The sequence below is a fragment of the Stenotrophomonas sp. STEN021 genome, from assembly GCF_056760175.1.
Window position 1 is genome coordinate 1 of record NZ_JBRREH010000165.1, and the last position, 1,569, is coordinate 1,569.

Below are 1,569 nucleotides of genomic sequence, written 5' to 3' on the forward strand. Positions count from 1 at the left end.
GGGGAAACCCGTCGAAAAGCGTCAGAAACGGCGCAAAATCGATCATATCGAGGTCGACTTGGCGCCTTGACGCTGAAATCCAAGTATCAGAGCGCTTTGATCAGACCTTCCTTAGCGGGCTTCAAAGCAACATAAATTCCGGCTGCTAACACTGTGATTGTTCCTAGCGTTAGAAGTGTCTCAATTAAAGTTAAACCATCATTTCTATTATTCATATTCACCCCCTGTCATCCCACTGGCTTTTCCAATTCTCAACCTACAGCTACTGTCCGGCACCAGCACAGACAAGAAGCAAGTCAGTGGAAATAATGGTAACTTCAAAATCTCAAGTAAGTTGCGTTCAAATTCTTTCAAGCCGTAGCAGAAAAGCACGACAGGACTTATAAGCGCGGCAAGCAATGTCATAGGAACGACAAATAGCACAGATAAGAAGAACAAAAGCAATTTGTCAGTCGTGGTTTTTATGGTAAGAACAATCATTGCTCACCCACACTTTTTCTTGCCAGTGCTTTGCGAGCTTCTTCCCGATCTAATAGATGCTTGACGCCCTTGTCTCTTGTTCGCTCTCTTATTTCCGGACTCTTTTGAAATTGCTCACTCATTAATAAGAGTGCCCCCACAATTTCAGCCTCATTCCATAGATCAGCTTCAGCAGCAATAATTAAGCCGCCTAAGACAATTTTTCTATGTGCGTCTTTTTGACGAAAGATCAGTGCTTTCTCTTTAGCAACCTGACGAGCTTTTTCACGCTGTTCTTTAGCTCTTTGTTGCTTCTCTGCTGCTAAAAGCTTTGCTTGCTCTTTAGCGAGAGTCGTCATCATTCGTTCAATTTTAGATTTTGTTTTTTCTACGCTTGTAGACATTTCTTTACTCCGTTCAGTTAGACATACCTTGATCCAATCAGAAAATTAGATATTGGCAAGCCCAAAATCAGCGAGCGGAGCGAGCAAAGTGAAAAAATGTCGGCTTGTCCGACATTTTTTGTTTTTGCTTCTACTGGAGGCGTTGCTAAACGCCGAATCTTCTCTAGTCTTTTATTAAGAGTGAGCGATAGCGAACGGCACCAGTTCTAGGGCAACCGAAACAAAGTGAAGGAAAGCAATAGCGCACTTATACATCACTTCGTGATGTGTGCGCCGGGGATACCCCGGACCCGAAGAGCAAAAGCAAAACCCCGAGGTTTAACAAAAGATGGCCATTTATCATTTTTCAGCACAGATAATAAAAAGGAGCTTGGGAGCAAGCTCAACTAGTGCTGTTGCCTATCGTTGTGGTCTTTTGCTCACTGATGATCGAACCGGGGAAATTCACGATTACACAAGGAAAAAAGGTATTGATAGTTGGCAGGTTCTAGCTCCTGCTGATGCCCCAGCTTGGGTTCAAGATCCCGCAAAACTCTGGAACGAAATAGAGAAGCAAGAGACTAGGAAAGACGCTCAATTGTGTCGAGAGATCAATTTAGGGAAGGTCTGATCAAAGCGCTCTGATACTTGGATTTCAGCGTCAAGGCGCCAAGTCGACCTCGATATGATCGATTTTGCGCCGTTTCTGACGCTTTTCGACGGGTTT

2 protein-coding genes are annotated in these 1,569 nt (G+C 44.0%); one reads left to right on the forward strand and one right to left on the reverse strand.

The window, feature by feature from the left end:
• Window positions 1-476: 476 nt before the first annotated feature.
• Window positions 477-863, reverse strand: a complete 387-nt coding sequence (locus ACVOL0_RS20335; RefSeq protein WP_481550623.1) for a conjugal transfer protein TraD — start codon at window positions 861-863, stop codon at window positions 477-479.
• A gap of 328 nt (window positions 864-1,191) precedes the next feature.
• Here ACVOL0_RS20335 and ACVOL0_RS20340 point away from each other — a divergent pair, with 328 nt between their 5' ends.
• Window positions 1,192-1,473 carry a MobA/MobL family protein gene (locus tag ACVOL0_RS20340; RefSeq protein WP_481550624.1) on the forward strand — a complete coding sequence of 94 codons (282 nt, stop codon included), beginning with the start codon at window positions 1,192-1,194 and terminating at the stop codon, window positions 1,471-1,473.
• Window positions 1,474-1,569: the final 96 nt, after the last annotated feature.

Coding starts and splice junctions, on each gene's coding strand:
- ACVOL0_RS20335 (WP_481550623.1), bottom strand. CDS start 863: ATGTCTACAAGCGTAGAAAAAACAAAATCTAAAATTGAACGAATGATG.
- ACVOL0_RS20340 (WP_481550624.1), top strand. CDS start 1,192: ATGGCCATTTATCATTTTTCAGCACAGATAATAAAAAGGAGCTTGGGA.